Annotated in this window: 9 protein-coding genes and 3 pseudogenes; all 12 read right to left on the bottom strand. The window is 41.0% G+C overall.

Annotation, left to right across the window (positions count from 1 at the left end; translation table 11 throughout):
- Nucleotides 1-3 precede the first annotated feature (3 nt).
- Nucleotides 4-3567: a BREX-1 system adenine-specific DNA-methyltransferase PglX gene (gene pglX, locus DW743_RS13680; RefSeq protein WP_117761889.1), complete on the bottom strand. Its 3564-nt coding sequence runs from the start codon at nt 3565-3567 to the stop codon at nt 4-6.
- Between the two features lie 15 nt (nt 3568-3582).
- A complete protein-coding gene (gene brxC, locus DW743_RS13685) occupies nt 3583-7131 on the bottom strand; it encodes a BREX system P-loop protein BrxC (protein WP_117761890.1) in 3549 nt (1182 codons plus the stop codon).
- Nucleotides 7132-7144: 13 nt separating this feature from the next.
- Nucleotides 7145-7705, bottom strand: coding sequence for a DUF1788 domain-containing protein (locus tag DW743_RS13690; protein ID WP_055219002.1), 561 nt, complete (start codon nt 7703-7705; stop codon nt 7145-7147).
- A 10-nt stretch (nt 7706-7715) separates the two neighbouring features.
- Nucleotides 7716-8321: a DUF1819 family protein gene (locus DW743_RS13695; protein WP_117761891.1), complete on the bottom strand. Its 606-nt coding sequence runs from the start codon at nt 8319-8321 to the stop codon at nt 7716-7718.
- A gap of 14 nt (nt 8322-8335) precedes the next feature.
- Nucleotides 8336-8554, bottom strand: a complete 219-nt coding sequence (locus DW743_RS13700) for a helix-turn-helix domain-containing protein (RefSeq protein WP_002578407.1) — start codon at nt 8552-8554, stop codon at nt 8336-8338.
- A 301-nt stretch (nt 8555-8855) separates the two neighbouring features.
- A pseudogene (locus tag DW743_RS13705) lies at nt 8856-8975 on the bottom strand (helix-turn-helix domain-containing protein); the annotation flags it as partial.
- 123 nt (nt 8976-9098) lie between these two features.
- Nucleotides 9099-9467 carry a TnpV protein gene (locus DW743_RS13710; RefSeq protein WP_117761892.1) on the bottom strand — a complete coding sequence of 123 codons (369 nt, stop codon included), beginning with the start codon at nt 9465-9467 and terminating at the stop codon, nt 9099-9101.
- A complete protein-coding gene (locus tag DW743_RS13715; protein ID WP_117761893.1) occupies nt 9425-9619 on the bottom strand; it encodes a hypothetical protein in 195 nt (64 codons plus the stop codon). Before DW743_RS13715 ends, DW743_RS13710 begins: the two co-directional genes overlap by 43 nt.
- 16 nt (nt 9620-9635) lie before the next feature.
- Nucleotides 9636-9830, bottom strand: a complete 195-nt coding sequence (locus tag DW743_RS18510; RefSeq protein ID WP_226906426.1) for a hypothetical protein — start codon at nt 9828-9830, stop codon at nt 9636-9638.
- A 42-nt stretch (nt 9831-9872) separates the two neighbouring features.
- Nucleotides 9873-10331 (bottom strand): cobaltochelatase CobT-related protein, encoded by a 459-nt coding sequence (locus DW743_RS13720; protein ID WP_226906427.1) that lies wholly within the window; start codon nt 10329-10331, stop codon nt 9873-9875.
- 6 nt (nt 10332-10337) lie between these two features.
- Nucleotides 10338-11269: pseudogene (locus DW743_RS13725) on the bottom strand (AAA family ATPase).
- A gap of 229 nt (nt 11270-11498) precedes the next feature.
- A pseudogene (locus tag DW743_RS18515) lies at nt 11499-11702 on the bottom strand (IS200/IS605 family accessory protein TnpB-related protein); the annotation flags it as partial.

Raw genomic sequence — 11702 nt, forward strand, 5'->3', positions numbered from 1 at the left:
TCCTTACTTTATTTTAGCCAAAACATCCTGGAAAATTGCATAATTCTTCTTCACGCCATCGTCCAGATTAATGGAAATCATCTGATCGGCAAGGTGATGAATCTTTTCCTCATAGGTTCTGATTTCAGTATCCTGTGCCTGCAAAGTAGCTAATTTCTTTTTTAACTTCACACGCTCGCCGGTGGAAGTATTTGCAATACGCTGTTCCAGATCGGCAATGGCAGTGCGATAACGAGCCTGCTGTTCATGGACGTAATCGGTACGAATACGAGCAATGGTGTCCGGCTGATAACGGTGCATATAAATCAAAGCCTTAAAGCTATTATTTTTACCAGCGTCAAATAACCAATAAATTGGTCTTTTTCCTACCGTTCCCGAATATGTAGCGCAATGTTCCTTATAAAAGTCATTCACAAAATAATTTCTAATTATTTCTCGTGGACTTCCTTTCCCCCCTAATGCCTTTGCAATAAACGTCAAATTATCATCAAGTGAATCGGCACCATAAACAATTTTTATAAATTCGACAAACCGTCCAACTATATCATCTTTAAAATATTCATCATCGCAAATTGGAATAATATTATCTTTATCAACAGAAAATGAAACATATTCATTAACATTGAGAGGAGCACCTGCATTGACGATTCCCTTTTTATCCAATGAATACCGTCCAAACATACATCCAACAGAATATGATATAAGAGAAACTATTTCATCTCTTTTTGTTCTTACATAATAACTTCCATCCATTGATACTGGTATATCTTCTTTTGTGTCAAAAATTCGATGAACAGATATGCTTTTCTCTGGCACCTCACATGATACCTCATTTTCAAGCCCGTACTCTTTCAAAATCACAACATTTATATGTTCTTCATTATCTTTCATCTTTAAGAAACGATTTTCACACTCTGTTTTCCATGTTAAATAGCATTTTTCAAGCGAATGTAATTCTTTTCTTTTGACTAATGGATGCTGTTCAAAATCCCATGATATTTCATAAGAATCCCAATCTTCCTTTGACAGTGCAATATTGTTTTCACATGATGATCTAAGGAATACTGCCATTTTTTCAAAATTGATTGCCGGCACAGCTTCTACATTAGCTAATTTCAATCCAACAGTAGGATTCAATAAATCCATATATACTTGCGAAATACATGAATTAAGAAGTGCAAGTGATACATATAAATCATCATCATTCTTAAAGTATAAGCTTGGTGCTGCTGTACTTGATGTTTTATTATTAGTTATTCTAAATGATGAACCGCCCATTGTTGTAGCTGACCAATTCAATGCTTTCTTAAAATAAAATTCAGGTTCGCTTCTTCTAACAGACACATTAACTTTCTCTTGACGATTCCATAAATCATATATATTTATTACATACTCATAATTTCCGTAATGTCGCCTGTATGCTCCCCCCTTGTTAATAGGCACCCACTTGTATGCTGTACGATCTTCAAAATTGTTTGCATCAAAGGTTATTTCCACTATAGGAATTTCAAACCACATTTTCAAAAAATAATCGTCATCCCCAGATACAATGCCAGCTTTTGCATCACATAAAGAACCTATTGTTTTATTTCTAAATGTTTTCAGAAAATTATCAGATATCCAAAATGCTATTGGATCTCCTGGAATAATTTTGTAATCATCCTGTTTGAATGTACAATAGCCCTTCCTGTCCAAAAATTGGTGTTCACGTATTTCAGCCGTTTCAACTTCGCCAATCGCATCAAATAATTTACAATATGATCCTTTATAAGATTCAATTTTTCGTTTTTCCAAAACAAAAGCTGTTGTACCAAAGTCTGATCCAAAAATCCCCCTTCCTGGATATACCATATTGATAATGGTATTTTCACTCACAATACTTTTTCTTAATTTTTCATAACTCGCCAAAAACATCCACGTTGGAAATATAATCAATGCACTATAACCTTGTTTATTACAAAAAGCGAGGTTTCTTTCCATAAAAGCCATTGCCATATCATTTTTACTCGCTTTAAAATTTTTCAACAAATATGGTTTTTGATGTTCCGTAGGTGCCATATACGGCGGATTCGTAACAACTGCATCATACTTCTGAGCCAGAGCTTCTGCCCCTTGTACCAACGGCAATAATTCTCTGAGTGTCGTATCACGGGACATATTTATATCTTCCGTAACCTCTGCAAAACGGTCATACAGCGCAGACCAATCCTGCTGTGTTACCGTCAGAATAGAACCATATTCCCTTGCATCATGCAGTTCCTTGATGATGGTGTCCATCGCTGTCATGAGCTTCGCATCGCCATTACAAAAATAATCTACCGCAAATTTATCTACATGATTACTCTCTACAATAGCATACACATGGGGCTGAATGCCACGGCTGAAGAATCGGCGGTCATACTGACGGGCTTTCATCATTACTGCAAAATAAGCCAGCTGTGCCGCACGGTCATCAATATCCAGACCGTAAAGATTATTCTCTACAATACATTCCACCGCTTCACGGGTGGTATATCCGTAGGATTCATAAATCTTCATCAGCACATCAAACATATACGCAAGGATATGACCAGAACCGGAGCATGGGTCAATGACTTTCAGCTGGTCCGGTGTCAGTGCGGCATATTCCTTACGGATTTCAGCCAGCTGTGCCTGTACTTCCGGCTCCTGCTCGGCTTCTTCCAGATAGTAGTGCCATTTGGCATCTTCTGGGTCACGGTTTCCGGCAGCATAAGCAGACTGTTCTTCCTCTGTCGGAAGAAGCTGCTCTGATGCCTCCGGGTGTCCCTCCAGCCACAAACGACCAAGGCTGTTTTCTACCATGTAGCGAACAATCCAGTCCGGTGTGAAAAGCTGGGTTGCTGCAGGGATGTTTTCTTTTGTGATTTTCACATTCTTTTTCAGTGCTGCGAAAACGTCATCCTTTTTCTCACTGTTATAATACTGATACAACCAGCCGATGATCTGGACAGCATCTTTCCAGTCATCCTCCGGTATCAGCTCGATCATCTGCTGAATGACACTGCCTTCACGGAGCAGATTGTCCGGCAGAAGAAGCTCGGTGTAATCTGCTATCTTTTGGAACATTCCCGGCAGAACCTTATTCAGGGCGTTGCACTGCACAATCAACAGATATTTATACAGTTCTTCGGTCTTTTCCGCATCTTTCAGCTCATAGACTTTTTCCATATTGAGTCCATCCAAATCCAGATGAATGGCTTCGGTTATAATCTGCGGCCTAAAATTGTTTTCCTCGTCCGTGAATACACGCACATGGGAAGGAAGATAGCCGTTGACTTCCATAAATCGCAGAGCAGAGAAGCGATTGAACCAAGTGTAAGCAACCTCCTCCATGACCTGCTTATAGCTTTTATCGTTAATCTCGGCAATCAAAGCCTGACGTTGTTTCTTTTCATCAGCAGTGAGGACTTTGCCGCCAACGCTGTCCGCATTGGCGGCCTCGATATTATCCTCTGTGATACCGTATTCCACGCCTTTCAGGGAAACACGGGCGATCAGCTCTGTTCTTGCCCAGACAGCAAATTTTTTAATCGCATTCTTATCCATACTCGTCTCTCCTCGTTAGTTCAGCTTGATCTCATCGCAATTTTTCAAGAGTTGCTTCAGCTGAGAACGAATCTTCTCTACATAATCATCAATGTCTTCATCCGTTTGTAAGGTCTTTGCCTGGAATACAACCTGTCGGTTATAAGCATGGACAACCTTTTTCTTTGCCGGAGCAGTTTCTTTTCCTGGCTGTGTCGGCTGTACCTGCGGCTTCGGTGCAGGCGGAGCCAGAACTGACTCGATATTGCTGATAGTATCATCCTTGTACTGGCACATCGGCAAGAACATAGCATCCAGAAGGGCAAGGCTCTTTAATTCTGCAATTTTTTCCTTGCACTGGCTGAAATACCGATCCGATTTTTCAATCAGATGGGATGCCTTGGAATCGCCGTTTGCGGCAGTATGGGTCGCTTCCATACACTGACGAACCGTTTCCAGAACCTCAGCACGTTTTTCTCCCAGCATCTTGTCATGGGCGGTGCGAACCGTATCCATCAACGGATTCAGTTCACGAATCCGGTTATAGTTGAACTTGCTTCCGGTCTGAACCATCGTAATCAATCGAATAGTATTCAGTGCCTTATGTGCTTCCTCATTTTCTGCAATCCGGTCAAGATCGTCGTGCAGAGATTTTTCAAACTGCACTGCCTGGTCGAATACTGTTACCTGAGTCTTAAAGAAGTTTTCAATGCCGTTGTTCATGGCTTCCTTGTTATCGAATAGAGCATCCTCTTTTTTCAGTACACGCTCAATTAGGGCAATATTGTCTTTCTTCTGAGAAAGTACATCATCCATCAGATGAATAGCTTCCTGCACCAATGCACGATCTGGGTATTTATGTCCATCATAACGGGCATCCAGAGAAGCATAGTAATCACGCTGTTCACCGAATTTTTCAGTCACAAAGCGAATCAGACCATCTTCATCGTCCGGTACATCCATAACATCGAAATAATCCCGGAGCATTGATTTCACATCACGCATCATCGTTACGGAAATGGTTTTACGCTTACTGATAGAAGTCTTACCGATTTCACTCTTTTTGCGGAGCATATCCGGTAATTTCGGGTCATCCGGCTGAATGGTATTGCCTGCGTACTTGATGGTTACTTTCTGGGAATAAATCAGCTGTGCCGCAACCGCAGCAATGTCGATTTCTTTCCAGCCATACGGAATCGCACTGTATTTGCTTTGCACATCTGCCATAGAAGTCGGCAGCTTTTTCGCATCCTGCATTTCCAGATATTCTTCCATAGCAGAAGCAGCATCACGGTTCGGTTCCATGCCCGGAAGTGCCGTTACCGCACCTGTCAGAATCGCAATAATATCTACATCACTGCCTGCATTATCTGTAATCAGGTCGAGCTTGCTATATACATGGGCAACCAGATATTCAAGCGACTGGTCAATCTTGCTCTTAGCATTTCCAGCTCTGATTTCCAGATGCTCACCGTCTACATAGAACTGCGCCCCTTCAATAGCATTTTGCAATTCGCTCATGGCACTCAGCTCATATTTTCCGGCTTCGTCCTGCTGGTCACTTATGATTTTCTGCACAGTTTTTGGAAGCTGGCTTACATTTCTCTGCTTTACATACTTGCGAATTTTCATAGCAGATTCCAGAGATTCATAGTAAGGTGTGTCAGCCAGGACCACGATTGCTTCGTTGCCTTTGGATTCTGCCATCAGACGATAATCCGTTTTTTCAATAGCATCGGTAGCAACAGTCAGGAAACGTAGACGCATACCGCCTGTTGCCACACCGACAGTAATACCATCTACCATTTGGTCGAAGGCAAAGTCATATTTTCCATAACGGAACTTCTTAGTTGTGAAAATATCACCGTAAATCATCTGAGCAATACGCTCTACGATAGAAGCAGTATCCACATTAGTATCTCTTATTTCACGCTGAATATCCTGTTCTTCGTCAGTCAGGAAGTTATAAGTGTCACCAATTCTGCCGATATAGTTCTGGCTCATCAGACGATCAAGGCATCCTCGGACAGCTTCACGCATGATAATCTTATCCACACGAATATCGTCTGCCATAAGAATTACGATATTATCCAAATTGGAAGGAATATCATCAATATATCGAATCAAGTACAAAAGTTTCAGTACATCTACATCCTGCTGTTCAATGCCGTCCCCGTTGTCAGCAGCTTTCTGGCAACGCTCAATTACACGACGAATCGAACCATCCAGGAAAGTATGTACAGTATCATAAAAACGAAAGAACGGAACAAGTGCATATTCATCCTTCTCCTGAATTTTCTGTGCAGCTTCCTGGAAACCGGACAGCATAGAACGCTCACCACCAGACAGGTGCTTACCGGAATTTCCATGTTTCCGGATTTCCGCAAATACCTTCTGCATGATGATGAACTGATACGGCACGAACGGGAAGTTCTCTGTAAATTCCCTCGGACCGGAATAGCCTTTAATATCCAGAATAGAGCCATTGAAGCTGAACAGGTTACGCAAAACAGAATCATTCTGCTCATAAACGGTTTCCAAATCCGTTGTTGCTTCCGGTTTCTTTTTCAGAATACGCTTCTGGATGACTTCATCCACGGAGGAAGAAGATAAACTCAGTCTTGTCTTGAAACGTGCCTGGATACGGGAGAACTCATCAGCACGAACTTTGATGATTTCATCAATCGCTTCCTGTCCAGTGCAGACCACCCAAATCTTACCTTCACACTCACTTCCGATTTTCTCGGTCAGAGACTGGAGGTTCAAAAGCATATCGGTATCCGTACCAACATACTGACCAACCTCATCAATCATAAACAGCAGACGGAAGTTGGCTGGCTTAGTATCCACATAGGCTTTCATATCTTCCACAAGCTGAGCAATAGATATTTCTGTTGCAGTTTTATCATTGAACCATGCCTTGGCATCGTCCTCACTCATATCCAGAACTTCCATTAAAGTCGGAATAATAAACTTTCCATTGAATGCAAAGGCACGGCGCATTTCCATCCAGGACTTGCCTTTCTTTTCTTCAAAAACTCTGCGGAACTCCTCCGTTTTTCCCTGCTGGTCGATATAACGCTCCATCATGGCAACTTTCAGATTTTCTCCGTAAAATCCCAGATGGTTGTAGAACATTTTGGCAAATACACGAAGAACCGCAGTCTTATCTTTATTGCTGAATCCCTCAATATCAATATTGAACAGAATTGTCTCGGTCTGTCCCTTTGTGGCACGATCAATCAGCATAAAGGTTGCCGGGTCGTCCTCAAACTTTTTACGGAAACGCTCCACACTGCGAATACCTTTTACCTCTTTATTTTCCAAAAGGTACGAAAGCATTTTCAGGAAGTGAGATTTACCACTTCCAAAGAAACCGGAAATCCAAACACCCATATCGGCTGTCGGCTGGTCAAAAGCATCACCGTAATAATTGAAGAACGTAATGAAATGTTTCTTCAATTCTCTGGTAATGACATATTCATTTAACTCCTGCTCGATTACATCATCAGCAGCCTGATCTACTTTAATTACACCATTGATTTTGCGGTTAATGTCATCCGCAAACATATCTCGAATCATCATGGCTTTATCCCCCTTAATCTATGACATTGAATGCCCGGTAATAATCATTTGGTGTCAGACGATTGAACAGTTTTACATGACGACCATCAAACTCACCCGGATACATAACCAAAATCGGAACATCCGAAAAATACGGTTGCAAGGCTTCCAATAACGTATGGATTCTCATAAACGGGAACACCTCGCCCACACCTGTCAGCATCAGCACATCACCCGGTTCGTGTGGCTCATACTGGATTTTATCAATGAACTCTCCATTACCGATTGCGGAGTTAAGCTGCTCCAGAAGATAAGCACTTCCGTCAGCTTCTTCCATATCGGGAATCGCATCTGTAATGTCCATATCATCGCAGATAGAGAGAAATGTTTTATATAAATTACAAACGATCAAATGGCAATCTAAGGACTGATCAGTTTCCAGCTGATTCACAAAATGACGGACAACCATTTCATTCTCCGGTTCATAACAGAAGATTCTGATATTCACCTCATTGCTGAGTCCCTTGCCTTCCAGGAACTCCGGTTCCTGAATCAATGCCCGAACTTTATCCAAGCGTTCTTTTATGTCACTCATTGGCTACCTCCTAAGAAAAGCAATTAAACGCCGGCAGTATCGCCATATCACCATTGCTTCTGATGGCATTCTCCAAAACAGGATGCAGCCATACTGGATTCAAATGATCTGCCCCCCGGTTGTCGAGATATTCTGTTTCAACAAGCACTCTGGCAATAATCTGTTTTAACTTTGTTATTGTAGTATCGCTCCAGGAAGACACGGTATCATTCTGCTCCTGCAAACGCATAAAAAATGTATTCAAATCTATCTTACCAAAAGACGTGTCCCTTAATCTGTACTTCTCACCAATGACTGTCAGCATAAATTCCCAAACCAGTCGGCTCTGCTTCATCAAGGCATAAAGACAAATCTGTTTTGCTACATCCGTTGGCTGTGACGCAATCGCAACAACCAGCGAATCATCTTCCAGTGCATGAAGCCGTTTTATACAAGCTTTCGCCATGCGTGTAATAGATTTTTCCGTTGGATACTGAAAAAGATTCTGCTCTACAATTTCTTTAACAATTGCATCATCGGAATTTCCTTCTACCATTAGCTTTGCGGTAGAACGCATTTCGTAGAAAAGGAACGGCTCTCTGGTCAAAGACGCAATATAAGGATAAGAATGATCCATGTTCCCGTACCTCCTTACTGCTCCTCTTTTTTATCAGGAACAAATTCCATGATATCTCCTACATCACAATTCAAAGCAGAACATATCTTTGACAGAATCTCTGTACTTACATTTTCATCTTTTGATAATCGAGACATCGTTGTTGTACTAACTCCTGTCATTGCACGCAAATCTTTCTTCATCATTTCTTTATCAATTAACAATTTCCACAATTTCTTGTAACTAACTGCCATTTTTTCACCTCAATCTTATTTGCTTGAAATATCTGTTCACATGGTATTTATCATCATATCATAAAAATGCGTTTCAAACAATCTAATCTATCAAAAATCGTAATTCAATTCTGAAATATCGCATTTAAAATCACAAGAAACACATCTTAATAAGACAAGCTGAAAGTACAAGTGCCACTATATATCCGATTCCACAGAAAAATTTTATCTCGTTTATTTTCTCTGATTGCAATCTTATCCTTTTTTTCAATTTTTGCACTTCGTTCTCAGCTGTCTTTCTATTCTGTTCCGCCTGATACTTTAAACTTAACATCAGCGATAATAGACCTTTCGCTTTCAATGTCAGATTCTTATTCTTGAAATGATGATTACTCATTACCGTAAAATTCTTAGTTCTCTCTACACGAAAAATCTGTGCCATGCTCCTATCCTTCTTTCCAGTTCAAAAGGAAAAGACGCAAGCCATATCTTATGACTCACGTCTTACTTCGCTCACAATATTCTATTTTTATCAGTTACCTGCCAGATTAGTTACTGCCAATCCTTATACATAAATCAATTCTTTCAGGATAATCTCTTCTGCAATCGCTCTGTGCTGATTGGCAGCTCTTACCCATGCCATCTGATCTTTCTCCTTATCCGGCAGTGGTTCTTTTTCTTCCAACTGTTTCAGAATCACTTCTTCCCGTTCCCTGGCTGCCTTGTCCACTTCCAGAAGATGCTCTCCTATCGTATCCTGCAGAAGCATCACCTGATAGGTTGAATTTCGATGGTTTTTCAGATAATCTCTGCGAAGAAAACCATACTTGCCAAGTTGCTCCATCTGTTCACCGGATTTATAGGTGAGATTCGGGATTACTTCAAACTGTCTTACTTCACTTCCTCCAGTTCTGTTCCTTCTGGAAGAATATATCCGCAGTTATCACATACTCCGTCCTCTGCAAGTATCCCGTCTTTCACAAAGGCTTCAATGCCTCCCGGTTCATGACAGCGTGGACAATCTAATTCCTGTATCTTTTTCTGATTTCTTACATCCTGGCAATTGGCAAATTCAATTTTACCCATAGTGATTCCTCCATTTTCATTCCATATCAATTTGTCTTCGCAAAAAAGTTCCTACCATACGGGAAAAATTGCTGATATTACGAATATAGGCAAAGTCTTTTCCATAGATTCTCTTTTCCACGGAGAGCTCTTCTTCATTCCCTGCAAAAATACCAATCACGAAAATTCCCTGATTTCTGGCCCGACGCACCTCATATGCAGTATCTTTCACAGCTTTTTCTCCGTCATAGATCTTGGGCTGGCGAGTTCCTGGTCATTGTATGCTCATATCACAGGGTTTTCCATCACTTAATACGATTAAAATCTTATTTTTTTCCGGTCGCTCCATGAGAGAGGAACCGACTGTTTTCAGCGCAAGCCCATCTCTGTTATTGGCATATGCACGAAATTGAAAGATTCTTTCATTTGTTTCCCTTGGTTCTTCATAATTCCGAAATCTCTGAAGAGGCAAAAGCATATCTTCTCCAGCAGAAAAATGTAATTTTTTCATCAAATACATGCCAAGTTTCTTCTGATCAAAATATCGTGCAAAGGCACCCTGCTTCACTGCCTCATACAGAACCGTTTGTTTTGAATAAACATATTTTTCTGTATCCGGTTCAAATTCCGTATCATAATCACCACTGACTGTCCAAAAAAGATTTCTGATACGATTGCTGATCTCCAGATGATGTTCTTCCAGTTGTTCCGCCGGCCATCTGACATCCTCCATACAAGTTTACCCCCATATGTCTTTTCCGGTCCAGGAAGATGGGATTCTGGTAGAAACCACATCTTCTACGATCTCTTTTTCAAATACATCAAAACTTTTATTTATGATTCCCATCTGGATTGCATCAATTGGAGAAAGTCCGCTTCTTGTTGCTTTTACAGCAGAAACCAATCCTCTCAGGTCAAGAGATTTTGTTGAGATTTCTCCATGGTAAGCTTTGATCTGCAAATCCAGAAACAGTCCTGCAAAAGCTTTCAGTGCACTTTTTTCCCCATCTGGAAAATGTTGCCTTAATACAAAAAGAACACTATCCTCATCCATTTCAGGCATATCGATTACCATAAACCTTGAAACCAATGCTTCATTTAGCTCTCTGGTACCTGCGTAACCATAATTCATCGTGCCGATAAATCGTGTTGCCGGATGAAGTAAAATCCTGTTATATCCTGGAATATCGATTCTGCGCCGATGATCCAGTGTGGCATGCAGTACAGAAACCGCATCATTTTTTGCCATATTGATTTCGTCCAGGATTCCAAATCCTCCAAATTCCGCGCATTGGTAGATGGAGCCTTTCCGAAGGCGAACCTCATTATTTATAAAGGTGTCCGTTCCAATCAGATCGGCACTGTCTGTATTTACATGAAAAGAAATATCGTATTCCGGTCTTCCGAATATCCATGCCAATGTCTCACATAGTACATTTTTCCTGTAGCTTTTGCACCGGAAAGTAACAGATTATCTCCCTGAAGAAGCGCTGCTGTTGACATTTCCAGAATCTTTTTCCCATAAAATAGGATATCCGGTTTTTCTACTCGTTCCTTTACCTGATCCTCTACCTCATAACGCATGTGAAAATCTCTCAGTTCTCCAATCAGTTCCTGCGCTACCTTCTGGTCTTCTAAATATTTTTCTATTTCTGTCCAATGACTTCTCATGAAGATTTTCCCTTCTTTGCAATTGGTTATATCAAATCAGATAATATTTCTGTTTACTCAATCGTGAACCTCACATGACTAAAGTCACGTGCTTCCGGCCGCTTTAAGCGGCAGACCAAATATCGGCGGATACGCCTGTTACTTAGATTTTGCACAGATATGTGCTTCTTCCATGCCGGATACGGCAGGTTTCCACATAACAGGTAATCCACTGCATATCTGCCTGTGTTTATGCTGCTTTACGCAGTTCCATTTCTGAAATCAGTTCTCTCAGATCTGCATAAACACATGAGGTTCTACGCTTTACTGCAGGAACTTTTGCCTCCAGCAAAGACCTTTCCGTTTCCGGCAAGGGTTTTAAAATTTCACGGATAAAATATCTTGCTCCGATATTATACGATGCCGACAAATCACAGTTGTATCTTTTTCCAGT

The sequence above is a fragment of the Blautia sp. AM28-27 genome, from assembly GCF_003480905.1.
Taxonomy (GTDB): domain Bacteria; phylum Bacillota; class Clostridia; order Lachnospirales; family Lachnospiraceae; genus Fusicatenibacter; species Fusicatenibacter saccharivorans.

Excerpts from the sequence above, each read along its gene's own strand:
- DW743_RS13695 (WP_117761891.1), bottom strand. The coding sequence starts at position 8,321 with ATGGATCATTCTTATCCTTATATTGCGTCTTTGACCAGAGAGCCGTTC.
- pglX (WP_117761889.1), bottom strand. The coding sequence starts at position 3,567 with ATGGATAAGAATGCGATTAAAAAATTTGCTGTCTGGGCAAGAACAGAG.
- DW743_RS13720 (WP_226906427.1), bottom strand. The coding sequence starts at position 10,331 with ATGGAGGATGTCAGATGGCCGGCGGAACAACTGGAAGAACATCATCTG.
- DW743_RS13715 (WP_117761893.1), bottom strand. The coding sequence starts at position 9,619 with ATGGGTAAAATTGAATTTGCCAATTGCCAGGATGTAAGAAATCAGAAA.
- DW743_RS13690 (WP_055219002.1), bottom strand. The coding sequence starts at position 7,705 with ATGAGTGACATAAAAGAACGCTTGGATAAAGTTCGGGCATTGATTCAG.
- DW743_RS13700 (WP_002578407.1), bottom strand. The coding sequence starts at position 8,554 with ATGGCAGTTAGTTACAAGAAATTGTGGAAATTGTTAATTGATAAAGAA.
- brxC (WP_117761890.1), bottom strand. The coding sequence starts at position 7,131 with ATGATGATTCGAGATATGTTTGCGGATGACATTAACCGCAAAATCAAT.